The organism is Tistrella sp. (genome assembly GCF_002684955.1).
GTDB lineage: Bacteria > Pseudomonadota > Alphaproteobacteria > Tistrellales > Tistrellaceae > Tistrella > Tistrella mobilis.
The window spans coordinates 59,831-83,550 of the sequence record NZ_NYWI01000071.1 but is presented as its reverse complement, the minus strand read 5'-3'; the positions used below and the strand labels follow the sequence as shown (position 1 = coordinate 83,550).

Below are 23,720 nucleotides of genomic sequence, written 5' to 3'. Positions count from 1 at the left end.
GGCGCAGAGGCGGGGTTGATGATCGGGGTTGATCCCCGCCATCAACCCGACCATCAACCCTGCGCGGCCATATCCTTCAGCTGCGCCTTCAGCACCTTGCCGGTGGCGGTCGCGGGGAAGGCATCCATGATCACGAATTCGGCCGGGCGCTTATAGGGCGCCAGCCGCTCCGAGACCCAGGCGACAAGCGCCTCACGGGTCAGCACCCGCCCGGGCACCGGCTGGACGAAGGCCACCACCTCTTCATTGCCCGGAACCGTGCGGCCGACCACGGCCGACTGCGCCACGTCGGGATGGGCGTTCAGCACCCCCTCCACCTCGGGCGGGTAAACGTTGAAGCCCGAACGGATGATCAGCTCCTTGGCCCGGCCGGCGATGAAGATCCGCCCCCCCTCCAGGCGTGCCAGATCACCGGTGTCGAACCAGCCGCCTGGCTTCATCACCTCCGCCGTCAACTCCGGCGCCTTGTAATAGCCCTTCATCACCCCGGGGCTGTGGATCCAGAGCCGGCCGACCTGGCCGTCGGGCAGGTCGCGGTCTTCGGCATCGACCACCTTCACCGCCATGTTCGGCAGTGGCCGGCCGACGCTGTCGTCGATGGCCGGTTCGGCGGGGGTAGTCTGCGACACGGCAGAGGTCGTCTCGGTCAGGCCATAACCGTTGTGGAGCGACGTCCCCACCAGCGCCTCGGCCGCTGCCTTCACCGCCGGATCCAGCGGCGAGCCGCCCGCCGAGCAATAGCGCAGATGCGGCCGCGCGATCGTCGTCTGGCCGCGAGATTTCAGCACCGCCAGCAGGCGCTGATACATCGCAGGCACACCCTGGAACATGGTGACGCCCTCGTCCGCCAGGGCGCGGAAGACGGCATCGGGGTCGAAGCGCGGCGCCAGGCGCAGCGTCGCCCCGCGCATCATCGATCCGGTCAGCACCGACGACAGGCCGAAGATGTGCGACATCGGCAGCACGGCATAGACCACGTCGCGATGGGTGATCTGGCGGCCGCGGCCGGATTCATCCGCCACCAGAATCAGATTGGCATGGGTGATCATCACACCCTTGGGATTGCCGGTGGTGCCGGTGGTGTAGACCAGCGCCGCCACCTGCCCCGGGCCCTCTTCCACCGGCTCGGGCGTCGCCTCAGGGTTTTCGGGCGACAGCATCACCCGGCCGAGCGCGCCCAGATCGATCTCCTCCGCCCCGGCACGTGCGCCATGGGCCGCCGCCTCGGGCGATACGCCGCTGGTATAAAGGATGCGCCGGGCCCCCGAATGGGCCGCGATCCGGTCCACCTCGGCCCCGGTCAGCCGGGCATTGAGCGGGATGACCCAGACATCGCGGCGGCTGGCGGCCAGGATCGCGCCGACCAGGGCGGGGGCATTCTCCGACACCACCAGCAGCCGGTCCCCCGGCCGCACGCCCCAGCCGTCGAGCCGGCTGGCCAGAGCCTCGCTCTCGGCCATCAGTTCGGTGAAGCTGATCCGGCCGTCGTCATGGATGATCGCAGGCTTGTCCGGATGGGCGCGGGCGGCCGCCTCCATCACCTCGTGCAGGCGGCGATAGCGATGCGGGTCCCCGACATGATCCTCGAAACGCGATGTCGCAGCAGGGGCAGCGGCGGTCATGAACGGGCCTCGCGGATCATGTTGCGGGCGATCACGATCTGCTGGATCTGGCTGGTGCCTTCATAGAGCCGGAACAGGCGGACATCGCGATAGAAGCGCTCGACGCCGTAATCGGCGATATAGCCGGCACCGCCCAGGATCTGCACCGCCCGATCCGCCACCCGGCCGACCATCTCGGACGCGAAGAGCTTGCAGCACGAAGCGAGCATGTTGACGTCTTCGCCGGCATCACGGCGGCGGGCGGCGTCCTCCACCATGCAGCGCCCGGCATAGGCCTCGGTGCGGCTGTCGGCGAGCATGGCCTGGATCAGCTGGAACTCGGCGATCGGCTGGCCGAACTGGCGGCGGTCCATGGCATAGCTGAGCGCGTCATGGATCAGGCGCTCGGCCACGCCGACACAGACCGAGGCGATGTGCAGCCGGCCGCGATCCAGCACCTTCATCGCCGTCTTGAAGCCCACGCCTTCAACGCCGCCGATCACCGCCGAGGCCGGCACGCGGCAATCCTCGAAGATCACATCGGCGGTATGGGCACCGCGCTGGCCCATCTTGCGATCGGGTTTCGCCACCGTGAGACCCGGTGTGCCGCGCTCGACGATGAAGGCCGAGATGCCCGAGGCCCCGCGCTTCTCGGGGTCGGTCCGCGCCATCACCGTATAGATGCCGGCCTCGGGCGCATTGGTGATGTAGCGCTTGGTGCCGTTCAGCACATAGCTGTCACCATCGCGCCGGGCACTGGTCCTGAGGCTCGCCGCATCCGAGCCGCTTTCGGGTTCCGTCAGGCAGAAGGATCCGATCACCTCACCCGAAGCGAGCTTGGGCAGCCACTGCGCCTTCTGTTCGGCGGTGCCGTCCATCACGATGCCCTGGGCGCCGATGCCGTTATTGGTGCCGAGCAGTGACCGGAAGGCGGGCGATGTCCAGCCCAGCTCGAAGGCGACCTTCACCTCTTCGGTCATCGACAGCCCGAGCCCGCCGAACTCCTCCGGGATCGACAGGCCGAACAGGCCGAGTTCACGCATCTCGGCCACCACCTCATGCGGGATCTCGTCGGTCTCGGCGACCTGCTGCTCCAGCGGCACCAGCCGCTCACGCACGAAGCGCCGGACGGTGCCGACCAGCTGTTCCAGAGTTTCGGGATCGAGGGCCATGATTCGGGGAATTCCTCAACGCGGGCGGAAGCGGATGCGGCGGGGATCGCAGCACGGCTGCAGACGAGAACGGCGGCCGCCACGTCGCCGGATGGCGGAGGGGTATCGCAACAGGCCACCGTCCTCATCGCCCGAAACGATAGAGGGGCGCGCGGGCATGGGTCAAATCAGCGGAATGTGTGGCCGCATGGTGGAATTTGATGGATGCAGACGCTGCCGGTCAGGCCCTGAACAGCTGTACCTGCTTCGGAGCGCTCGGCCGCTCCCGTCAAATCAGCAGGTGCGGCGGTGGCAATCGCCGCACCTGCCTCGTCAGAAATCAGGAGACGGTGATCCCGTCGAAGTTGGAACCGGCCTGCGCCCGGGTGACCACGTCGAGGTCCACGCACTGCACCTGTGGTGCGGACCACACCCGCTTCACGGAAGCCCTCGTCACATCGGCCGTCGCCTCGCCCTGCATGCCAATCCGTTCGATGCTCGTGCTCATGTTCTGCTCCCAATTCTCGGCACTGAAAGACGCCCCTTACGCCTCCCTTCAGCAGAGCATAGCCTATGGACGAGTATCGATGGACTCCGGAGGCGTCATATTTTCCCGACAGGGCAGGCATCACATCACAGTCTTGCAGCACTTGCTCGACAGCCCCTGACAAAATCATCTCACAGGAGAATTTTACCGAGCGATGTTGGAAAAGTGGATCAATCCCATCTACCTCGACGACACGCGGACATCGCAGCTGCGCGCCGATTTCGAAACGGACCCGGTCCGTATGCTGATACTGGACGATGTCCTGCTGCCAGAGCGATATGCGCGGATCTCCCAAGGCCTGCGGACGGATTGCGACTGGACGACCCATTACGGGGTCGACGCCAGCGGCGAACTGACCTCGGCCGAACGGTTCGATGCCGCCCCGGCGGATCGGCGCCTGTTCCGCCACGGAAACTATCGGGCACCCAAGAAGGGCCGGGAGCTGGCGCCCGGCATGCTCGCCATCGTGAGCTTCAAGATCCTGGCGGGGCGCCCGGACTTTATGAACTGGCTGCAGGCCCTGACCGGGATCACCACCACCTCCATCGCCGATCTGCTGGTCCGACGCATGGGCCTGGACGATTTTTCCACCCGCCATGACGATCGGGCGGACGAGCGGCGGCTGTGCCTGCTGCTCTATTTCAACGACGACTGGCGTCCCGATATGGGCGGTCAATTCCGCGTCTTCACGCCGGACGGCGTCCGGATCATCGACCCGCTGCCCAATCGCGCGATCCTGTTCGACGTCAATGCCGACCAGTCTCACGGCGTCGATCCGCTCCTCAACGTGCCAGCCGAATGGTATCGCTACAATTTCACCCTCTGGCTGGGATGAGCGTGGCAGCTCACGGATTTTCAGCCTGGACGATCCGGCCCTTTTAGATGATAGTCATCATGTAAATTTCCAGGCCGGGCTGCCCGGTCGGTGCAGAGGGAAGGTAGTGATGACGGCGAGCACGGGCACGGCACTGGTCACGGGTGCCTCTTCGGGGATCGGGGCGGTTTACGCCCAGAGGCTGGCGCAACGCGGATATGACCTGATCCTGGTTGCGCGCGATCGGGCGCGCCTGGAAGCGGCTGCGGAACGGATTGCCGCAGCCCACGGAGTTGCAGTCGAGGTTCTGGCCGCCGATCTGGCGGCGCCCGGGGAGCTGAACGCCGTGGCCGCGCGGATCGAGACGGATACCGCTCTGTCGCTGCTGGTCAATGCAGCCGGGCTCGGACCCGCCGGGCCGGCGCTGGCGACGCCGCCACAGGGCTATGATGCGATGCTGGCATTGAACGTAGCGGCCCTGCAGCGGCTGACGCTGACCGCGGCACAAGTCTTTGCCGGGCGTGGACGGGGCACGATCATCAATCTCGCCTCGGTGGTCGCCCTGATCCCGGAGCGGATGAACGCCCCCTATGTCGCCGGCAAGGCTTTCGTGCTGGAGCTGACCCGGGCACTTGCAGCCGAACTCGCCGGCAGCGGCGTCCGGTTTCAGGCGGTACTGCCCGGCCTCACCCGCACCGAGATCTTCGAGCGTGCCGGCGGCAGCCTGGACCACTTCCCCGCCCATATGGTGATGGAGGCCGGCGACATGGTCGATGCGGCCCTGGCCGGGCTGGACGCGGGTGAGCTGGTCACCATTCCGTCCCTGCCCGATGCGGCCGACTGGGCGGCCTATGACGCCGCCCGGGCGACGCTTGCTCCCAACCTGTCGCACGATCGGCCGGCGGCCCGCTATCTGGCCCCGAGCCCGGCCTGAGCCAGGACCTTAATCATGATAATCAGCATATAAACGCCGTTTTGATCTTCAGGAGGCCCGGCCATGTCGGCTGCCGAAACCGCCACACCCGCCGCAGCCACGGCGGCGCCCCGCCGCCTCAGCGGGGGCATGCTGGCCCTGCTCGCCGGGCTGGCCGCACTGGGCACGCTCTCGACCAACATCATCCTGCCGGCCTTCCCCTCGATGGCGGCAGCGCTCAATGTGCCGGCGCGGGATCTGGGCCTCACCCTCACCAGTTTCTTCCTGGCCTTCGCCCTCGGCCAGCTGGCGGTCGGGCCGGCCTCGGACCGCTTCGGCCGGCGGCCGCTGGTGCTGGGCGGGCTGATCCTGTTCGTGATCGGCTCGGCCATCTGCTGGGCGGCGCCGGACTTCAACATCCTGATCATCGGCCGCGTCATCCAGGCGGCCGGCGTCTGTGCCGCCTCGGTACTTTCCCGCGCCATCGCCCGTGACCTTTTTGACGGCGAGGCCCTGGCCCGGGCGCTGGCCTTGACCATGGTCGCCATGGCGGCGGCGCCAGGCTTCTCGCCGCTGCTGGGCAGCGCGCTCGACACGGCCTTCGGCTGGCGGGCGGCCTTCGTGCTTGTGGGTGTGGCGGGCATCCTGCTTGCCATCGCCCATCTGACCGTGGTGGGGGAGACCCACCCGGCCGATCGCCGCCGTCCTGCCGGCATCGGCGGCATCGCCCGGGCCTATGTTGAACTTGCCCGCGATCGCCGCTTCATCCTGCCGGCCAGCGCCGTCTCGCTGGTGCTCGGCGGGCTTTATGCCTTCTTCGGCGCCACCCCGGCCATCCTGATGACCGGCATGGGTTTCACCTCGCTGGAACTGGGGCTGTTCTTCGCCGCCACCGTCTTCGTCGTGTTCGGCGCCGGCTTCGCCGCACCGCGCCTGGCCCATGCCTTCGGCGCCGGCCGTGTCGCCCGTGCCGGCACCCTGCTCGCGCTCGCCGGCGGCCTGGCGCTGGCCGCAGGCGGCAGCACGCCCGGGATCGCCATCTTTACGGCGGCGCTTTCGGTGTTCCTGTTCGGGATGGGGCTGGTCAACCCGCTCGGCACCGCGATCACCCTGCAGCCCTTCGGCAGCCGGGCCGGCCTCGGCTCCGCCCTGCTCGGCTTCCTGCAGATGGCCATGGCGGCGCTCGCCACATTGCTGGTGACGGCCCTGCCTCTGCCGCAGACGCTGGCGATGGCCGTGGTGCTCACCGGCGCCTCGGGGCTGGCGGCACTCGCATTCACAGCTCAAGGACATAAGTGACCGCTCGCTCAGATACAAGATCCGGGAGAGGAACGCAGCGTTGCAGCGATGAAGGCTTGACCGGACGGGTGATCCTGAAGTCTCGTCTTCTGCCGCGTCCACCTCCGTTGCAAGGCGCCCGATGCAGTTCCTTACCGCTACCAGCCTGCGCGTCAGGCAGATCCTGGGCTTCGCCGTCCTGCTCATGATGCTGGCGGCGCTTACGGCCGTGGGTATCTCTCAGGTCGATACGATCGACGACACCCTCACCCGGATCAACACCGTCAATTCGGTCAAGCAGCGCCACGCCATCAATTTCCGGGGCAGCGTCCATGACCGCGCGATCGCCCTGCGCGATCTCGTCCTGATCCAGGATGTCGCCGAACGGCGCAAGGTCGTGGCCGACATCCGCCGGCTGGAAGGCTTCTATGCCGATGCGGCCCGCGCCCTGGACGGCATGATCGCCGCCGGCGCGGAGATGACGGCTGAAGACCGCACCCGGCTCGACCGGATCAAGGCGGTGGAAGCCCGAACGATGCCAATGGCTGCACAGATCATCCGGCTGAGCGAGGCCGGCGACACCGCCGGCGCAACCCAGGTTCTGATCACCGGCGCACGCCCCGCCTTCACTGACTGGCTGGCGGCGATCAATGCCTTCATCGACCTGCAGGAGGTCAAGAACCAGGAGGCGGGCGCCATTGCGGCAGCGAAGGCGAGCGGCTTCCGCCAGCTGATGATCATCGCCTGTGCGGCGGCGCTGGCGGTGGGCCTGCTCTTCGGCCTCTGGTCGGTGGCGGCGCTCAGGCCGTTGCGCCGGCTGACCGGGGTGATGCTCACCCTCGCCCGCGGCGACCTGACCGTCGAGGTGCCGAAAGTCGCCAGCCGCGACGAGATCGGCGACATCGCCGGCGCGGTCGCGGTCTTCAAGGCCAATGCGATCGAGGCGGCCGACTTCCGGGCCCGGCAGGAATCCGCCGAGCGCGACGCCCAGGCGCGCAAGAAGGCCGAGATGGCAAGCCTCGCCCAGAGCTTCGAAAACCAGGTTCAGGGCGTTGTGACGGGGCTCTCGGGCTCGGCGGACCAGCTCCGCAGCTCGGCCCGCGCCCTTTCGGGCACCGCCGAAGACACCGAACGCCGGGCACATCAGGTGCTGCGGTCGGCCGAATCCGCCTCGACCAATGTTCAGACCGTCGCCGCCGCCACTGGCCAGCTTTCGGCATCGAGCAACGAGATCGGCCGGCGGATCGAGGAAAGCGCGGTCAAGGCACGCGCGGCAGCAGATCAGGCCGAGGGCACCAATGCCGTCGTCCAGGGCCTGCGCGAGAAGGCCGAGCGGATCGGCAATGTGGTGAAGCTGATCTCCGATATCGCGGAACAGACCAACCTGCTGGCGCTCAACGCCACCATCGAGGCGGCCCGCGCCGGCGATGCCGGCCGCGGCTTCGCCGTGGTCGCGAACGAGGTGAAGTCGCTGGCCACCCAGACGGCGACCGCCACCGGCGACATCGCCGCCCAGATCACCGACATCCAGGCGGTCACCCGCGACGCCGTCGGCGCCATCCAGGGGATCGCCGCGGCGATCCGCGAGGTCGACGGCATCGCCGCAACCATCGCCGCCGCGGTTGAGGAACAGAATGCGGCCATCGGCGAAATCGGCCGCAATGTCGATCAGGCCTCGCGCGGCACCGGCGAAGTCAGCGAGGCGATCGCGGGCGTCGGCGAAGCGGCCTCGCGCACCGGCAGCGCCGCCGCCCAGCTGCTCGGTGCATCGGAAGAGCTGTCGCGGCAGGCGGGGGCCCTGCAGACCCAGCTCGACCGCTTCCTGGCCGGTATCAGAGCCTGAGGATCCGGGGACCGGATCAGGCGAGCAGATCGCATGTGGCGGGATCGGGCATCCCGCCACACCAGCGGTCCAGGGCGGCCTGGAAGACCGGTACCTCTGAGACGGTCCCGAACAGGGTGACGCAGGACCGGAATTTCAGGTCGTCCGGGCTGCCGAAAAGCGCGTGCAGCGATGCGGCGGGGGCGGCGGTCGCCGTCTTCACCGCACTGACCAGTCGCGGGCCCAGCACCGGATGGGCAAGATAGGCCCGGGCCTCGTCGGCATCGCCGATGCCATAGCGCTGCGCCGTGGGGCTGCGGCCAAGGGCGCGCAGCTGCGGGAAGATGAACCACATCCAGTGGCTGCGTTTCGCGCCTGCCCGCAGCTCCGCCAGTGCCTGATCGAAGACCGGCGCCTGGGCGGTCACGAAGCGCGCAAGATCATAAGGGTCGTCAGCCGGCGTCATTGAACCTGTCCTTCGTGATGGCCCCGGTCGCTTTCTCCGGAAAGAGTCGCCTTCTCCGGAAAGAGTGGCGATGACGGCAAGCGCGATCAAACCGGCCCCGGCCGATCATGCCATCATCATGTGGTCGAGAATGTCGAGGAGAGGCAAAGCATGGCCGATACGCCGGTGGACAGGGTGCTCTGGTTCATCGACGGCCATTATCGCGAGGCGCTGGACCTGGACCGCATGGCCGAGGTTGCCGGCGTGTCGCGTTTTCACCTCTGCCGGGCCTTTGCCGCCGCCAACGGCGGCACGGTGACCGGCCGGCTGCGCGAGGTGCGCCTGCTCGCCGCGGCCCGTCAGCTGGCGGCCGGCGCACCGGACATCCTGACCGTGGCGCTGGCCTGCGGCTACGGCTCTCACGCCGCCTTTACCCGTGCCTTCCGCAGCCGCTTCGGGCTTCCGCCCGACCGGTTTCGCACGGCAGCCCTCGCCGACCCATCCCGCTTCCCGCTTCCGGAGACCGCGATCATGCAACCGACCATCCTTCAGAACCTGCCGCCCCCGCGCACCGAACGCCTCGGCCCCTTGCGCGTCGCCGGCCTCAGCGGCCATTACGACCTCAGCACCATCGGCACCATTCCGGCCCTCTGGCAGAAACTGGTCATGGAATACGAGCCCCTGCCCGGACGGCTGGACGGCGTATCACTGGGGGTGTGCTATGCCGGGGATGCCGAAGGCGGCTTCGACTATCTGGCCGGTGCCCAGGTCTCCGGCTTCGACGGCCTGCCGGCAGAGCTGACCCGCCTGGAACTGCCGGCGCGCAGCTATCTGGTCTTCGCCTGGCCGGGGCACATCTCCGAGATCCGCAACCTGGTCCACACCATCTGGAACCACTGGCTGCCGACCCATTGCGTGACCCCGGCCCGGGCGCCGGATTTCGAGCGCTATCCCGAAAGCTTCGACGGTGCCACCGGCGATGGCGGCTACGAAATCTGGATCCCGCTGGACGACTGATCTCAGCGCACCGCCGAGACCCCGCCATCGACCACCAGCGCGGTGCCGGTGGTGAAGCTCGACATGTTGCCGGCCAGATAGAGCGCCGAGCGGGCGATCTCGGCGGGCTCGGCCAGACGCTTCAGCGCATGCAGCCCTTCGACATGGGCGCGGATCGCGGGGTCGGGCATGGCGGCACGCCCCATCGGCGTGTCGGTGCCGCCGGGCAGCAGCGCATTCGCCCGAATGCCCTGCTGCCCGTATTCCGCCGCGATCGCCCGGGTGAGGCCGACCACACCGGCCTTGGCCGCCGCATAGGCGCCCATCATCGGAAAACCGACCACGGCGCCCACGAAGCTGGCGGTGAAGATCAGCGAACCGCCGCCGCGGGCGATCATCGCCGGAATCTGGTGCCGCGCGCCCAGAAAGGCGGCGGTCAGGTTCACGTCCAGCACCATCCGCCAGTCCGCCTCGTCGAGCCCGGTCACCGGCACCGCCGGTCCGGTCAGACCCGCATTGTTGAACGCAATGTCGAGCCCGCCGAATTGCCCCTCGGCGGCCTCGACCGCCGCCCGGGCCACGGCGTCGTCGCGCACATCCCCTGCGACCGCCACCGCTTCCCCACCCCGGGCGGCGATCTCTTCCACCAGCCGGTCGAGTTCCTCGCGCCGGCGGGCGACCACCACCAGTCGCGCGCCTTCGGCCGCAAACAGTTTCGCGGCCTCATAACCGATCCCGGAACTCGCCCCGGTCACGATCGCCACCTTTCCCTCAAGCTGCGACATCGGTCGCCCTCTCTCACGGGTTATCGATGACGCGCAGAGTTCCCGGGCCGGCGGTTGCCCGCCATCCGCCATCGGACAGGGCATCCCGCATCAGCCAGGGTGCCAGGCCGACTGAATGCAATTCGTTAGCATATTTCATGTTTGTATGTGATTGACGCATCAATCAGCGGCACCGGCCATGCACCCTGCCGCAGCACTCATCGGGAACCCATCGACATGCAGCTTCTGGGTCGTCTGCGGATCCGGACCAAACTCGCGCTGCTCCTGGCGCTGTTCGTGGCCGGACTGGTCTCCCTTGCCTTGATCGACGCCCGCGCGCTGGAGCGCCGGATGTATGCCGACCGGGTCGCCAAGCTCGAAGCGGCGGTGGATATGGCCGTCAGCCTGGCTGCCGGGCTGGACCGGCAGGTGACCGCGGGCAATCTTGGCCGCCAGGACGCGCTGGAGCAGCTGCGCACCGCCGTTCACACCATGCGCTTCGACGCCGGCGACGGGTTCATCACCGTGCTCACGTCCGGCGGTGTCGTACTCGCCCATGGCGCGCTGCCCGATCGTGAGGGCAAGCCGGCACCGGCGCGGGATGCCGAGGGCAACTCGATCACCGATCTCATCTCCGCCGTGCTCCGGGCCGGCGACACCGGCACCATCACCTTCAAGGGCGTGCGGCCGGGTGTCGATACGCCGCAGCCCAAGGTCTCCTTCGTCCGCCACTTCGCGCCCTTCGATGCGGTATTCATCTCCGGGGCCTTCACCGATGATCTCCGCGCCGACGTCCGCGAAAGGCTGGTGGAGACCGCCGGAGTCGGCGGGGGCATCCTGATCCTGGTGGTGGTGATCGCCGGGCTGATCGATCGCGACATCACCCGCCCGCTTGGCCGGTTGCGCACAGCCATGGCCGAGCTTGCAGCCGGTAACCTCTCCACGCGGATCGACGGTACCGGTCGCCGTGACGAGGTGGGCGAGATGGCCGCCACCGTGCAGGTCTTCAAGGACAATGCGATCGAGATGGAACGCCTTCGCGCCGAGCGTCAGGCGAGCGAGCAGCGCCTCGCCGAGGAACGTCGCCACACCCAGCTGCAGCTTGCGCAGAGCTTCGAAACTCGGGTCGGCGACATCGTCGCTGCCTTGGCCTCGGCAGCGACCGAGATGGAAGCGACGGCAGTGGCGATGACCCGGGCGGCAGAGACGGCGGGTCGCCAGGCGAGCGTGGTCGCCGCCGCCTCTGAGCAGGTCTCGGGCAATGTTCAGGCAGTCGCCGGCGCGACCGAGGAACTGTCAGGGTCAGTGGACGAAATCGGCCGGCAGGTGACGCTGTCCTCGACCATATCGGGTGAGGCCGTGACGGAGTCAGAGAGGACTGACGCCCTGGTGACCAGTCTGGTCGATACCGCCCGGAGGATCGGCGACGTCACCGGTCTGATCAGCGATATCGCGGCTCAGACCAACCTTCTGGCGCTGAACGCCACCATCGAGGCGGCGCGTGCCGGCGAGGCCGGCAAGGGCTTTGCGGTCGTTGCCTCGGAGGTGAAGAATCTGGCTGGCCAGACCGCCCGGGCAACGGACGAGATCAGCAGCCAGATTGCGGCCATCCAGTCGGCCACTGGCGACACCGCCACCGCCATCCGGTCGATCGGCGGCACGATCGGCCGGATTCGGGGCATCGCCACCACCATCGCCTCGGCCGTCGAGGAACAGGGGGCCGCAACCCGCGATATCGCCCGCAGCGTTCAGCAGACCGCCGCGGGCACTGCCGAGGTCTCGGGCAATATCGCAGGCGTCAGCGATGCGGTCTCCCAGACGGGACAGGCTGCGGAAGACGTGCTCGCTGCCGCCGGCCAGCTTGCCCGTCAGGCAGAGAGCCTCAGGCACGAGGTCACGGGCTTCCTGGCAGAAATGCGCACCGCCTGACCGGGGGGGCCGCACCGGCAGCCGCTCACACCGGCTGCCGGTTGCGGATCACCGTCCGGATCGCAAAGCTCGACTGGATGCGTGCCACGCCCGGCATGCGTGAGAGCACCTCCTTGTGGACGCGCTCATAGGCGGCCGCATCCTCGGTTTCCACGCGGAGCAGATAGTCCGACAGGCCGGTCATCAGATAGCACTCCCGCACCTCGGGGCAGCGGCGGACGGCCATCTCGAACCGGTTCAGCACCTCCTCGGTCTGGCGCTCCAGGGTGATCTGGACGATGACCACCGTCGGTTCCTCGTCGGCGGGCAGATCGATGAGCGCGGTATAGCCGCGGATCACCCCGGATTTCTCCAGCAGTCTCAGGCGCCTGAGGCAGGCCGATTGCGACAGCCCGACGGCCTCGGCGAGGCGCGCATTGCTCATGCGGCCATCCTTTCTGAGCAGGCGGACGATGCGGTCGTCGACCGGGTCGAGATGCGGCGGCATGATCTGCGGTTTCCTTCGCAGAAAATTGTGTATAGCCCGATATCTTCAATGATTCTGCGACAGATCGGCAAGACAATCGACGACCTTTGTTCATACGCTGTGTGGAGTGCCATCCCCGCCCGAGCCGACCGCCGATCGAAAGCCGCATGCCATGAATGTGAGCGTCAGCGCCGCCCTGTCCGACCGGGAGACGACACGCCCCCGCACCGCGGAAGATGCCGCAGCAGCCCGCGCCGGGGCCTTCCTCACCATCGATCTTGCCGCCCTTCGTGAGAATTACCTGGCGCTGCGCAACCGCCTTGGCGGGCGGGCCTGCGCGGCGGTGGTCAAGGCCGATGCCTATGGTCTGGGGGCCGCACGGATCGCGCCGGTCTTCCATGAGGCCGGCTGCCGGCATTTCTTCGTCGCCCATCTGGATGAAGGCCTGGCCCTGCGGCAGGCACTGCCCGACGACTGCGCGATCATGGTGCTGCACGGGCCGATGCCGGGTGCGGAAGCCGATTGCGCCCATGCCGGGCTTGTACCGGTGCTGAATTCCATGAAGCAGATCGAGGCCTGGGGTGGTCTTGCCCGGGCGCTGGGCCGACGGCTGCCGGCCTTCGTGCAGATCGACAGCGGCATGTCGCGCATGGGCCTGCCCGAAGCCGACGTCACCCGCATCGCCGCTGCGCCCGACCTGCTGGACGGCATCATCGTCGAGGCGGTGATGAGCCATCTGGCCTGTGCCGACGAGCCCGACCATCCTGCCAATGCCGAGCAGCTGGCGAATTTCCGCCGCCGCAAGGCGCTGCTGCCCGACGCCCCCGCCTCTTTCGCCAATTCGAGCGGCATCTTCCTGGGCCCGGATTATCAGTTCGATCTGGCCCGGCCGGGTGCGGCGCTCTACGGCCTGAACCCGCAGCCGCATCTGCCCAACCCGATGAAGAACGTGGTCCGGCTGATGGCCAAGGTGGTGCAGACCCGCGAGATCCCGGCGGGTGCCCATGTCGGCTATTCCTGGCGCTTCCGTGCCGACCGGCCGACCCGCATCGCCACCGTTTCGGTCGGCTATGCCGATGGCTGGCTGCGCAGCCTGAGCGGCCGCGGCGCCGTCCTGGTCGACGGCCGGGCGGCCCCGATCGCCGGCCGGGTGTCGATGGACAGCATCACCGTCGACGTGACCGACCTGCCCTCCGAGGCCGTGAAGCCCGGCAGCCTGGTCGAGCTGATCGGCCCCGATCAGACCCCGGATGCTGTGGCGGCCCTGGCCGGCACCATCGGCTACGAGGTGCTGACCAGCCTGGGCAACCGCTATCACCGCCGCTACCTGAACGGCTGAGCACCGCACCAGCCGTCCCGCCACCCACACCCCACACCCCACGCACCCCGGCGGCCCCGCCGCCACCTTCGAAGACTGGGCAGAGCCTGTGAAGATCATCATCCTCGGTAGCGGCGTCCTTGGTGTCGCGTCGGCCTATTATCTGGCCCGCAAGGGGCATGAGGTCACCGTCGTCGACCGCCAGCCGGCGGCGGCGATGGAGACGAGCTTCGGCAATGCGGGGGAAGTCTCTCCCGGCTATTCGGCCCCCTGGGCCGGGCCGGGCGTGCCGCTGAAGGCGATCAAGTGGCTGACCATGGAGCATGGGCCGCTGAAGATCCGGCCCAAGCTGTCGATGCATCAGTGGTCGTGGCTGGCGCAGATGCTGGCCAACTGCACCAGCGAGCGCTATGCGGTGAACAAGGCCCGCATGGTGCGCATCGCCGAATACAGCCGCGACTGCCTGAAGGAGCTGCGCGCCGAGATCGGCATCACCTATGACGAGCGCACCATGGGCACGCTGCAGCTGTTCCGCAAGCAGGAGCAGCTGGACGGCATCGATGGCGACGTGAAGGTGCTGAAGGACAGCGGCGTCGCCTTCGAAGTGCTGGATCGCGACGGCTGCATCAGGGCCGAGCCGGGCCTCGCCCGCGTGCGCGACAAATTCGTGGGCGGGCTGCGCCTGCCGGGCGACGAGACCGGCGACTGCCACATCTTCACCCAGAACCTGGCCGCCGAGGCCGAGCGCCTGGGCGTCACCTTCCTCTACGACACCAGCATCCAGGCGCTTGCAGCCGAAGGCGACCGGATCACCGGCGTCTCGACCAGCCGCGGCGTGCTGACCGCCGATCGCTATGTGGTGGCGCTGGGTAGCTATTCGCCGCTGCTGCTGAAGCAGATCGGCATCAAGGCGCCGATCTATCCGGTGAAGGGCTATTCGATCACGGTACCGATCACCAACAGCCAGCTGGCACCGGTCTCGACCGTGATGGACGAGACCTACAAGATCGCCATCACCCGGCTGGGCGACCGGATCCGGGTCGGCGGCACCGCCGAACTCGCCGGCTTCGACCTGGCCCTCCGCGACGGTCGTCGCAAGGCGCTGGAACATTCGGTCTCGGATCTTTTCCCCGAGGGCGGCGACGTGGCGGCGGCCAGCTTCTGGTGCGGTCTGCGCCCGATGACGCCGGACGGCACGCCGATCATCGGCGGCACGAAATATCGCAACCTCTGGCTCAACACCGGCCATGGCACGCTGGGCTGGACGATGTCCTGCGGCTCGGGCCGGGTGCTGGCCGATCTGATCTCGGGCGACCGGCCCGATATCGACACCCACGATCTGGCCATCGACCGTTACGCCGCCTGATCGGCCCGTCTCGCTTTCCTTCGCCGGTCCTGTTCCGATCCAAGCTCCGGTCCGGCGCGAAGACGCCCCCGCCACCTTCGGGTGACGGGGGCGTTCTTCGTTGCAGGCGGCGGGTGGCCCTCCTCAGGCCACCTTCACCTCTTCGATGAAGCGGGTAACGTCGCCGCGCAGCACGTCGGCACGCTGGGCCAGGCTGCCACCGGCGGTGAGCACCTGCCGGCCGGCGGCACCGGTGCGGCTGGCCTCGGCCGAGACTTTGACCACGGTTTCCGCCACGTCGCGGGTACCGTTGGCCGCTTCGGAAATGCTGCGGGCGATCTCGGTCGCGGCGGCTGCCTGCTGCTCCACCGCCGAGGCGATGGTGGTCGCAATGGCATCGACTTCCGACACCCGACGGCCGATACCGCCGATGGCATCCACCGCCGCATCGGTCTCGGCCTGGACGGCGCGGATCTGGGCGGCGATTTCTTCGGTCGCCTGGCTGGTCTGGCGGGCGAGGTTCTTCACCTCGGCCGCAACCACGGCGAAGCCCTTGCCGGCATCGCCGGCGCGCGCTGCCTCGATCGTGGCATTCAGCGCCAGCATATTGGTCTGGGCGGCGATGCCGTTGATCAGGTCGACCACCCGGCCGATCCGGTCGGCCGCTTCGGCCAGGCCGTGGACGGTAGAGGCGGTGGCATCGGCCTCGCGCACCGCCAGGGCGGTGATGCGCGCACTTTCGGTCACCTGCCGGCCGATCTCGCGGATCGAGCTGGTGAGTTCGTCGGTCGCAGCCGCGACGGTCTGGACATTGGTCGAGGTCTGTTCGGTTGCAGCCGAGGCCGAGCCGGCATGGGCATTGGTCTGTTCGGCGATGCGGGTCATTTCGACCGCGGTCGATTCAAGCTCGTTGGCGGCCCCGGCGACCTGGTCGACCAGTTCGGCGATCTCCAGATCGAAATCGCGCACCAGCGCCTCGATCCGGGCGGCACGGGCATTGCGGGCGGCCTGATCGGCATCATGTTCTGCCTGCAGGCGCTGGCGCTCACGGGCGTTGTCGCGGAAAACCTCCAGCGCGCGCGCCATCTCGCCCAGTTCATTCCTGCGGTCGGCGCCGCTGATCTCGACCGTCACATCGCCGTCGGCCAGCCGGCGCATACCGTCGGTAAGGCCACGCAGTTCACGCGACAGACCACGGGCGTTGAGAGTGGCAAGCCCGATCAGAACCAGGGCCAGCCCGCCGGCCCAGAGGGCATTGCGCAGCATCGCCGCTTCAAGTTCGGCATTCAGGTCGTCGATATAAACGCCCGAGCCGATCACCCAGCCCCATTCCGGTACCAGCTTCACATAGGACAGCTTCTCCACCGGCTCGGTTCCGCCCGGGCGCGGCCAGTGATAGGTCAGCAGCCCCGACTTTTCCGGCCCGGTGGCCGCGTCGACCATCTTGTGGAAGATCAGGTCGCCGGTCGGATCCTTGAAGTCGCTCATATCCTGGCCGTTCAGCCGCGGCTGGATAGGATGCATCACCATCCGATAGTCCAGATCGTTGACCCAGACATATTCACCATCATTGAAGCGCATGGCCTCCAGCGCCCGCAGCGCCGCAGCCTTGGCCTGATCGGCGGTGGCGGGGGTGGCGCGCTTCACTTCGGCCACAACGATGGCGGCCGCGGCATCCACCGAGGAGCGTACCAGCCTTTCGCGATCTTCCAGCATCTGGGCACGCTGGTCGAAGGCGCCGATGATCGCAAGCGCCAGAAGGCCGATGGCGGAGAGCCCGACCATCACGGCAAGCCTGAGGCCGATGGTGGCGTTCCTGAGGCGCGGCAACGAGAGCGACATAGGATGTGCCTTCCCGATCTTCATGACCGGCTGCGGGGGACGAGCCGGTGCTTCTTTTTGTGAAGACAACCGGTCGATGCCTGCCCCTTTGCGGACCTGGGTACGGCATCCCGGCTGCCGGACCCCGTCCGGCGGTTGCAAGACTAGGTCTTGCACCGTGAACCCGCCTTGATCTGTGCCAAAGCGCGGACCTGGGCGCCTGATCCGCGACGGAATGCCGCAGGCTGCCGCACAAGATCGATCTTGTGGTCTTCCGCACGGGAAAATTCACAGCAACAGGCTAGACTGTGTGCGTTCCGTGATCCGTCGCGGGATTACGACCGTAGTTCACGGCATGGCCACCCCGACAACCGGCCGGCCCACGAAGGCGATGACGCCTCCACGAGGACGAGACAGATGACCTTGTTGACCAGGATCGGCGCGGCCTGCGCCCTGACCGTCACCATCGCGGCCGGCGTTGCCTACGCCCAGTCCGATGTGATCAAGGAACGCCAGGACGGCTTCCAGGCCATCCGCAAGCAGCTGGGCGCCGTGAAGGCGACGGTGGAGGGCGGCGGCCCGGCCGACGCCGTGGTCGCCCCCGCCGAGGCGATGATCGCCTATGCCGAGCGCATCCCGTCGCTGTTCCCCGCCGGATCGGACAGCGGCGACACCAAGGCGCTGGCCACCGTCTGGACCGACCGCGCGGGCTTCGAAGCGGCCGCCCGCAATTTCCGCCAGGCCGCGCAGGAGCTGGCCGATACCGGCCGGTCGGGCGACATGGATGCCGTTGCGGCCGCCTTCGGTGATGTCGGCAAGGCCTGCGGCGCCTGCCACAACGATTATCGCGGGAAGTAAACCGCATCTCCCCGACAAAGAAACGGCGACACCGCGCGGTGTCGCCGTTTCTTTGTCGGAAAAAGGGTCTCTGTCAGCAGAAGATGCCGGCCCCCTAGCCGCCCCAGACCATGATCGCCACCACGACGGCGATTCCGACCGCAAGGGCCAGGACGGCGCGGGGCAGAGAGCCCGCCCGCGGCGGCAGCGGCTTCACCTCGACCGGCGACACCCAGGGCTTGTAGCCGGTGATCATCGGCCGGATCAGGTTCTGGCGGCGGGCGATCCAGTAAAGCAGCACCGCCGCCACATGCAGGCCGATCACCCAGGGCAGGATATTGCCCAGCACATGGTGGATCGCGGTGATCTGCAGGCGGGTGTCATACGACACCAGTTCCCCCAGCGGGCCCACGAACAGGATGTCGTCGTCGGTGAACAGGCCGAGCGTCACCTGCAGGCCGATCAGCCCCAGCAGCAGCAGCACCATCCAGCCGCCGGCGGCATTGTGCCCGGCCTCGGGCGGCGCCGCCTTCGCATCGCGCAGCTCGCGCAGATGCCGGGCCACCGCCGTCGGCCCGCGCACGAAATCGGTGAACCGGGCGTGGCGACCGCCGATCACCCCCCAGATCAGGCGGAAGACGATCAGCACGATGATCGCATAGCCACACCAGACATGAACCTGGCGCGGGCCTTCACCCGTCGCCCAGGCCCCGATCACGGCTGCGGCCAGCAGCCAGTGGAACAGGCGGGTCGGCAGGTCCCAGACCAGCGCCCCCTTCGGCTTCGCGCCGCCGGGGCCGGATCGGGAGGTGGCGTCGGACATGATCTCGCCCTCTTTGTCGTCATTCGGTCACGCCGGAGGTGCGGCCACCGGGGCCGCAGCCTCTTCAACATGTCGCGGGACGACATCGCGCTGCAAGACCGCAGATCCACAGGGCCCGACTGACGTGGCCATTGTCACGGCCGCAACGCGTCAGGGGCCGGAGACGGCCTGCCGCCCCCGGCCCCTGAGGATGTTGAAAGCGTCCCCGGTCAGGACGGCCGGACCGGGAAGACCTCGCCATACACACAGATGCAGAAATTCAGCGTCAGCGCCGGCTGCCGGTTTTCATGCGCCTGATAGCTGCCGATCTGGGTCAGGCTGCGCACATCCATCATCACCACCGGCGACGGCGACGGCAGCGGGTTCGGGTAGGGCGCGTAGGCCGCACCACCCACAGTCCGTCCCAGTATAGCGGCGCTCGATGGCGTCAGCGTCGGGTCGGTGAGAACCGTTTCATTGAGCCCTTGACCAGTATGCGTGTGGGGCGGGATCTGCGAGATCGCCAGTGTCACGGTCTCGGTCCCGATCTGCTGGGCAACCACACGCGGCGTCAGCCCGACACCGGTTCCGGACCCGACCGCCACCTGGCCCTGCAGATTGGGCAGGTTGAACTTGTTCTGGCTGAGATTGCCGCCATACATCGTGCCGATCACCGCCGCCAGGGCCTGATACTGCTGGATCTGGATCTCCTGCCCGGCACAGTAGGCCCAGTTGGCCGGCGCGAAGGCGAACGTGAATGCGCGGATTTCACCGTAGAACGGATCTGCCATGATCGCCTTCTCCTCACGGACGGGTCGGGTAATTGCCCTTCAGGGCAATGATGAAGCTGATGACCAGCCCGGGCATGATATTGGCATGCGCGCCGCCGAGCCCGGTCGACCCGATCATCTGAGACGCCATCGGCCCGATCGTGGTCGGGGTGGATGCCGTGGTCCTGTAGATACCGGAGAAAGTCGGCGTCGTGCTGGTCGGCACATTGGTGCCCAGCATCTGCGCCTGGGGCGCCTCGGTGGTTGAGGGCTGCGGATAGGTCTGCCAGCTATGGCTGTGCGCCGGCATCATCGCCTCGGTCAGCGTCACCGTCTCGCTGCCGAATTGCTGCGCCAGCGGATGCAGAAACGGCATGCCCGGCCCCTGGCCGGCATGCACCGCCATCCGGCCGCGCAGATCCGGCAACGCAAAATTGGTCACCGCATCGCCGCCATATTTGACGCCGAGCAGCGAGTAAAGCGCCTCATTGCCCACGATGGGCAGCAGCGCGCCGTTGCAGATGGCCCAGTCTTCCGGCGCGTAATTGCCGGCGAACATCCTGATTTCGCCCAGAAATCCGTCCATGATGTCTCATCCTGTCGATGAAGATCTATCAACCGGTTGTGCACACCGATCCGGTGATGGCATGACCGGCCGCAGAGATGATGGTCGGGTTCAGGACCGCGGCGGCCACAGCCCGGTGGTTGCGATGCAATAATACACCGCCAGGCTGGGCTGCTCGTTCGGATGCGCCTGGCCACCCCCCGTCGATGTCACTGCCTCAGGGCGAAGTGGCGTCAGGGTTGCAGTTGGCGACGGCGTCAAATAAATCTCTGGCCCATCAGGTTGGGTAGGATTCTCGCGCGTGTTGGCGAGCATCATCCCGACGCCTGAGCTGGTCGTCGGCATAGGCACCGCGGCCTCGGTGGAAAGGGCCGACAAAGTATGCGTGTGCTGCGGCAGCTGGCCGACCGTCAAAGTCACCGTCTGGCTGCCGATATTATTGCCCATGCTGTAGCTGAAGCCATTGTGCTGGCCCTGGCCCAGGGGCGCCCGGCCACGCAGGTCCGGCAGCTTAAAAGTGGTCGGCCAGTTCCCGCCATAGGTGTTCCCGAGCAGGGCAGCAAGCGCCTGATTCTGGCTCACCTGCAGCTCCTGGCCTTCACAAGGCATCCACCCTGTCGGCGCAAAACCAAACGGGAAAATGCGAATTTCTCCGATAAATGGATCCATCGTCCGTCATCCTCGCGGGGATAAAGCTATCGGGACCGTGGGCCGACCACATTTTAAGTGCCTTGGCAGCTATCGCATCGCGCTGTGAGGCATATGCAATCATCTCCACAACTCTTAGATTAAATAACCTCCGATCGAAATATGCAAATAAAATAAAAATGTCAGAAAAATAAATCGAATCTTTTCGGCAGAATTTAGGCAAAGAGGCATATTTTGAACCTTAACATATGCGTCAAAGACTGTCTCGATCAGTCAATAATCGTCACCTCATCTTCAAAACCATCTCAAGATCCATTATAGCCACCATCCGCGAAACTTACATACACAGACCCCAATGTGAAGTCCTTGGACTTCACTACAACCATAACAGGCTTACTCCAAACAGCTCCGTCGTTGTCTGCATGCGAAAGCACGTTCTCGGCAATACTGCTTCCGATGTATCGGCCTTCTTTCATAATACACCCCATCTGGTCACGTTACCGCTTTTCAGGACCCGATGCGCCACAAGTGCACAAAGCATGGTATCTTGATCCGTATGGTCCTGTCACCCTACACTCAAGCGATAATATCCTGTAAATCGTCGCGAAAATAGCCCAAAATTAGGTGCATAAGGGATGATCATGCGCGCCCCCCTCGACCTCACCGCCGACGAATTTGAAGCCGCCGCCACCCACCCCTTCGATATCCCCTCGGGCGAAGCGGGGGTTCTGATCGAACGGCTCACGCTCAGAAGCGTGACCCGCAAGCCTCCACTGCCGAGCTTCGATCGGGAACGGTTCAGCCTGTTTCTGGACGGCAGCCGGACGGACATCGCCATCGACGGCCAGGAGGTTCTGCTCTCGCACGAAACCATGGGCCAGATGCGCCTGTTCATGGTGCCGATCGGCCGCAATCCCGACGGGACGGTGCGGTATCAGATCGTGTTCAGCTGAACCCCATCTCCGGCGACCGTGCCGGCATCGGCGGGAAAATCTCCCCAGCTCATATAGAAATAGGGGCCTTCAAGTCGGCGATCGACGAAGCCGAGCCGCTGATACAGCCGCCGGGCCGGGTTGTAGCTTTCCACATGCAGCCCGACATAGCGGCCGGTGCGCGCGGCTTCGTCGAGCAGGACCCGGATGATGGCCGATCCGATGCCCCGGCCGGTGAGCATCGGCACCAGGATGATATCCACCAGCCGGATTTCGTGCACGCCGCCCCGGTCGATATACAGCCGCCCCACCGGCGCGCCGTTCTGCGTGATGATCAGGAAGGCGGTGGTGGTGTAATGGGTGGTGTAGTGGTTGTCCTGCAGCCGGAACTGGTCGGCCAGGAAACTGCGCCGCGTGGCCTCGGGCCAGCCGGCGGCCTCGAGTTCCGCCCAACGGAACGAGATGTACAGCTCACGCAGGAAGTCGGTGTCCTGGGGCGTGCGCGGCCGGACGGCGAAGCCTTGGGTTGCAAGCTCCGGCGGCATCTCGAAACTGAGATCGGGGGCGGGCGTGGTTTCGGACATGAGGCACTGCCTGGCGACGGGGTGAGGGGGAAGCCACAGATCATGGCTGCACCCCCAAACCATCCCACGCAGCGGTCGTCCGCGTCCAGGCGAAGTTGCGCCGGCGGCGGGCCGGGCGATGGCGGATCAGGCGGCGAGGCGCACCAGATCGTGCTCGGCCATCCGTTCCAGAAGCTCCATCAGATCGGCGCGGATCTCTTCGGCATCGCCCTCGTAATCGGCGACCAGCGCGGCATGAAGCTCGGCCACCGACACCGGCCCGGCCATCCGCTCCCAGATGTCGGAGCCGATCTGGTCCAGACCGTAATAATTGCCCTTGTCGACATGCATCAACACAACCTCGCCGTCGATTTCGGCGATCATCAGATCGTCATTGCGGGTGACGGTGGTCTCGGGCGTGATCGGCATCGGACAGGTCCTCTGGTGCGTCTGCGGCGGCGGGTCGGCCGGTGAACGATCGGCGACCTCTGATGGGGAAATATATCGAGCACGACGCGATAAAGCGCCATGATCAACTGCATCGGCCGCCGGAAAAATGCCGGATGCACCCCGGCCGCACTCTGCCTTCGGTCTCGCACAACCACGACAGGGCAAAGGAGCGACGCTGATGCCGCACCCCTCATCCCCCCACCTCTCCTCACATCCCCGGATCGGCCGCCGCAGCTTTCTGGGGCTGCTGAGCGCCGGGGCAACCACGCTCGCCGTCGGCGGAGCCGCACCATCCTGGGCCGCCGATCCCCTGCCCCGGCCGGTGGTCACCGGCGATGCCGCGCTGGCCCGGCTGATGGCCGGCAATGCCCGCTGGGCCGAGGGCAAGCCGGAAGCGCGCGACCACATGGCCGGCCGCGACGCCCGCGCCCGGGCGCAATATCCGATTGCGGCGATCATCTCCTGCGCCGACAGCCGGATCGCCCCGGAGCTTGCTTTCGATCAGGGGCCGGGAGAGGTGTTCGTCGTGCGCCTGGCCGGCAATTTCGCCAATGACGACGGCATCGCCAGTCTGGAATACGCCGTCGCCGTGCTGGGCGTTCCGCTGGTGATGGTGCTGGGCCATTCCGGCTGCGGCGCGGTTTCCGCCACCATCGACGTCATCCGCAACGGCACCATCCTGCCCGGCCATCTGCCCGGCCTGATCGATGCCATGCGCCCGGGGATCGAGCCGTTGGTCCTGTCCTCCGGCGCCGACCGCACAGCCGCGGATCTGCTGGCCGATGCAACCATCGGCAATGTCCGCCACACCCTCAGCACACTTGCAGATGCAACCCCGGTTCTGTCCCAGGCCATCGCCGACACCCGCGTCAAGGCGGTGGGCGGCGTCTACGACATCGCAACCGGCAAGGTGACGCTGGTCTGACCGCCCTCACCGGACAGC

At 67.0% G+C, this 23,720-nt stretch carries 23 protein-coding genes and 1 pseudogene; 11 read left to right on the top strand and 13 right to left on the bottom strand.

The window, feature by feature from the left end; all coding sequences use genetic code 11:
• Positions 1 to 53: 53 nt before the first annotated feature.
• The 3 genes from CMO28_RS21940 to CMO28_RS21930 all read right to left on the bottom strand — a co-directional run bounded on the left by CMO28_RS21940 (position 54) and on the right by CMO28_RS21930 (position 3,260).
• Positions 54 to 1,622 carry a class I adenylate-forming enzyme family protein gene (locus CMO28_RS21940; RefSeq protein WP_296717045.1) on the bottom strand — a complete coding sequence of 523 codons (1,569 nt, stop codon included), beginning with the start codon at positions 1,620 to 1,622 and terminating at the stop codon, positions 54 to 56.
• Entirely contained in the window at positions 1,619 to 2,773 is a 1,155-nt protein-coding gene (locus CMO28_RS21935; RefSeq protein WP_296717042.1) for an acyl-CoA dehydrogenase family protein, read from the bottom strand. Before CMO28_RS21935 ends, CMO28_RS21940 begins: the two co-directional genes overlap by 4 nt.
• 319 nt (positions 2,774 to 3,092) lie before the next feature.
• Positions 3,093 to 3,260 carry a hypothetical protein gene (locus CMO28_RS21930; protein ID WP_296717039.1) on the bottom strand — a complete coding sequence of 56 codons (168 nt, stop codon included), beginning with the start codon at positions 3,258 to 3,260 and terminating at the stop codon, positions 3,093 to 3,095.
• Between the two features lie 193 nt (positions 3,261 to 3,453).
• Between CMO28_RS21930 and CMO28_RS21925 the strand changes: the two genes are divergently transcribed.
• From CMO28_RS21925 to CMO28_RS21910, 4 genes are all read left to right on the top strand, one after another.
• Positions 3,454 to 4,134, top strand: coding sequence for a 2OG-Fe(II) oxygenase family protein (locus CMO28_RS21925; RefSeq protein ID WP_296717037.1), 681 nt, complete (start codon positions 3,454 to 3,456; stop codon positions 4,132 to 4,134).
• A 109-nt stretch (positions 4,135 to 4,243) separates the two neighbouring features.
• Positions 4,244 to 5,047: an SDR family NAD(P)-dependent oxidoreductase gene (locus CMO28_RS21920; RefSeq protein WP_296717034.1), complete on the top strand. Its 804-nt coding sequence runs from the start codon at positions 4,244 to 4,246 to the stop codon at positions 5,045 to 5,047.
• Positions 5,048 to 5,110: 63 nt separating this feature from the next.
• Positions 5,111 to 6,325: a multidrug effflux MFS transporter gene (locus CMO28_RS21915; RefSeq protein ID WP_296717032.1), complete on the top strand. Its 1,215-nt coding sequence runs from the start codon at positions 5,111 to 5,113 to the stop codon at positions 6,323 to 6,325.
• A 121-nt stretch (positions 6,326 to 6,446) separates the two neighbouring features.
• Positions 6,447 to 8,147, top strand: a complete 1,701-nt coding sequence (locus CMO28_RS21910; RefSeq protein ID WP_296717029.1) for a methyl-accepting chemotaxis protein — start codon at positions 6,447 to 6,449, stop codon at positions 8,145 to 8,147.
• A 16-nt stretch (positions 8,148 to 8,163) separates the two neighbouring features.
• On the opposite strand, the gene CMO28_RS21905 is transcribed toward CMO28_RS21910, so the two are convergent.
• The gene (locus tag CMO28_RS21905; RefSeq protein ID WP_296717027.1) at positions 8,164 to 8,592 is read right to left on the bottom strand and encodes a DUF1810 domain-containing protein; all 429 of its coding nucleotides are present in this window, start codon (positions 8,590 to 8,592) and stop codon (positions 8,164 to 8,166) included.
• Positions 8,593 to 8,742: 150 nt separating this feature from the next.
• On the opposite strand from CMO28_RS21905, the gene CMO28_RS21900 reads away from it, so the two are divergent.
• Positions 8,743 to 9,588 carry an AraC family transcriptional regulator gene (locus CMO28_RS21900; protein ID WP_296717024.1) on the top strand — a complete coding sequence of 282 codons (846 nt, stop codon included), beginning with the start codon at positions 8,743 to 8,745 and terminating at the stop codon, positions 9,586 to 9,588.
• A gap of 2 nt (positions 9,589 to 9,590) precedes the next feature.
• Here the strand turns inward: CMO28_RS21900 and CMO28_RS21895 are convergent, their stop codons facing one another.
• On the bottom strand, positions 9,591 to 10,352 hold the full coding sequence (locus CMO28_RS21895; protein ID WP_296717022.1) for an SDR family oxidoreductase: 762 nt from the start codon (positions 10,350 to 10,352) through the stop codon (positions 9,591 to 9,593).
• Between the two features lie 351 nt (positions 10,353 to 10,703).
• On the opposite strand from CMO28_RS21895, the pseudogene CMO28_RS21890 reads away from it, so the two are divergent.
• Positions 10,704 to 12,260: pseudogene (locus CMO28_RS21890) on the top strand (methyl-accepting chemotaxis protein); the annotation flags it as partial.
• Between the two features lie 25 nt (positions 12,261 to 12,285).
• Here CMO28_RS21890 and CMO28_RS21885 read toward each other — a convergent pair.
• Positions 12,286 to 12,747: an Lrp/AsnC family transcriptional regulator gene (locus CMO28_RS21885; RefSeq protein WP_296717015.1), complete on the bottom strand. Its 462-nt coding sequence runs from the start codon at positions 12,745 to 12,747 to the stop codon at positions 12,286 to 12,288.
• Positions 12,748 to 12,898: 151 nt separating this feature from the next.
• Between CMO28_RS21885 and alr the strand changes: the two genes are divergently transcribed.
• The gene (gene alr / locus CMO28_RS21880; RefSeq protein WP_296717012.1) at positions 12,899 to 14,065 is read left to right on the top strand and encodes an alanine racemase; all 1,167 of its coding nucleotides are present in this window, start codon (positions 12,899 to 12,901) and stop codon (positions 14,063 to 14,065) included.
• Between the two features lie 88 nt (positions 14,066 to 14,153).
• The gene (locus CMO28_RS21875; RefSeq protein WP_296717010.1) at positions 14,154 to 15,410 is read left to right on the top strand and encodes a D-amino acid dehydrogenase; all 1,257 of its coding nucleotides are present in this window, start codon (positions 14,154 to 14,156) and stop codon (positions 15,408 to 15,410) included.
• A 123-nt stretch (positions 15,411 to 15,533) separates the two neighbouring features.
• On the opposite strand, the gene CMO28_RS21870 is transcribed toward CMO28_RS21875, so the two are convergent.
• Entirely contained in the window at positions 15,534 to 17,231 is a 1,698-nt protein-coding gene (locus tag CMO28_RS21870) for a methyl-accepting chemotaxis protein (RefSeq protein ID WP_296717008.1), read from the bottom strand.
• Between the two features lie 396 nt (positions 17,232 to 17,627).
• On the opposite strand from CMO28_RS21870, the gene CMO28_RS21865 reads away from it, so the two are divergent.
• Entirely contained in the window at positions 17,628 to 18,068 is a 441-nt protein-coding gene (locus CMO28_RS21865) for a c-type cytochrome (RefSeq protein WP_062761742.1), read from the top strand.
• 94 nt (positions 18,069 to 18,162) lie between these two features.
• Here CMO28_RS21865 and CMO28_RS21860 read toward each other — a convergent pair whose 3' ends face one another.
• The 4 genes from CMO28_RS21860 to CMO28_RS21845 all read right to left on the bottom strand — a co-directional run bounded on the left by CMO28_RS21860 (position 18,163) and on the right by CMO28_RS21845 (position 20,853).
• On the bottom strand, positions 18,163 to 18,870 hold the full coding sequence (locus tag CMO28_RS21860; protein WP_296717005.1) for a cytochrome b/b6 domain-containing protein: 708 nt from the start codon (positions 18,868 to 18,870) through the stop codon (positions 18,163 to 18,165).
• 209 nt (positions 18,871 to 19,079) lie between these two features.
• Complete coding sequence (locus CMO28_RS21855) at positions 19,080 to 19,640, bottom strand: phage tail protein (RefSeq protein ID WP_296717001.1); 561 nt, start codon at positions 19,638 to 19,640, stop codon at positions 19,080 to 19,082.
• Between the two features lie 13 nt (positions 19,641 to 19,653).
• Positions 19,654 to 20,205 carry a phage tail protein gene (locus tag CMO28_RS21850; protein ID WP_296716998.1) on the bottom strand — a complete coding sequence of 184 codons (552 nt, stop codon included), beginning with the start codon at positions 20,203 to 20,205 and terminating at the stop codon, positions 19,654 to 19,656.
• A gap of 90 nt (positions 20,206 to 20,295) precedes the next feature.
• A complete protein-coding gene (locus CMO28_RS21845; RefSeq protein ID WP_296716995.1) occupies positions 20,296 to 20,853 on the bottom strand; it encodes a phage tail protein in 558 nt (185 codons plus the stop codon).
• Positions 20,854 to 21,473: 620 nt separating this feature from the next.
• Between CMO28_RS21845 and CMO28_RS21840 the strand changes: the two genes are divergently transcribed.
• Entirely contained in the window at positions 21,474 to 21,785 is a 312-nt protein-coding gene (locus CMO28_RS21840; protein WP_296716992.1) for a DUF6916 family protein, read from the top strand.
• On the opposite strand, the gene CMO28_RS21835 is transcribed toward CMO28_RS21840, so the two are convergent.
• On the bottom strand, positions 21,767 to 22,348 hold the full coding sequence (locus CMO28_RS21835) for a GNAT family N-acetyltransferase (protein ID WP_296716986.1): 582 nt from the start codon (positions 22,346 to 22,348) through the stop codon (positions 21,767 to 21,769). The genes CMO28_RS21840 and CMO28_RS21835 overlap by 19 nt on opposite strands.
• Positions 22,349 to 22,474: 126 nt before the next feature.
• Positions 22,475 to 22,756: a PqqD family peptide modification chaperone gene (locus CMO28_RS21830; RefSeq protein WP_296716983.1), complete on the bottom strand. Its 282-nt coding sequence runs from the start codon at positions 22,754 to 22,756 to the stop codon at positions 22,475 to 22,477.
• A 199-nt stretch (positions 22,757 to 22,955) separates the two neighbouring features.
• Between CMO28_RS21830 and CMO28_RS21825 the strand changes: the two genes are divergently transcribed.
• Entirely contained in the window at positions 22,956 to 23,702 is a 747-nt protein-coding gene (locus CMO28_RS21825) for a carbonic anhydrase (RefSeq protein WP_296716979.1), read from the top strand.
• Positions 23,703 to 23,720 lie beyond the last annotated feature (18 nt).